The following is a 490-nucleotide window of genomic DNA, read 5'->3' on the forward strand; positions in this document are numbered from 1 at the left end:
GTTGAACCCCGGCAAGTCCTCGTTCTTTGAGGTCCTCGAAGAGTCCCGACCAGAATTCTTCATTCTCACAGTCGGTGACTCTCGCGCCCAAGATCTCCCGGTAACCATCCTCGCGCACTCCGGCGACCACCAGGACCGCCTTGGTGACGTACCGTGCTCCGTCCCGGATTTTGTAGTAGGAAGCATCCACGAAGAGATACGGGATAGCCTGTTCGATCGGCCGCAGGAGGAATGCCTGCACCTGATCGTCGAGATCCTTGGCCATCCGGGAAACCGAAGCCGGAGAGAGCTGATCGATCCCCAGATGACTGACGATCTCCTGGACTCTCCTCGTTGAGACGCCCTGGAGGTAGGATTCGACGATTGCATTCACCAGAGCCTTCTCCACCCGGGCATACCGTCCAAAGACCTGTGTCTCGAACGGGAACTCCTGAAACTGCGGTTTCCGGAGGATCGTCTCCCCGTATCGGGTCTTGAGGGATCGGTCCGT

At 58.4% G+C, this 490-nt stretch carries 1 protein-coding gene; it reads right to left on the reverse strand.

The genetic code is table 11. The features are described from left to right. Positions 1-490: IS256 family transposase (locus MCUTH_RS11140; protein ID WP_201784949.1), on the reverse strand; the 490-nt coding region annotated here is incomplete at both ends.

This window comes from Methanoculleus thermophilus (genome assembly GCF_001571405.1).
Taxonomy (GTDB): Archaea; Halobacteriota; Methanomicrobia; order Methanomicrobiales; family Methanoculleaceae; genus Methanoculleus; species Methanoculleus thermophilus.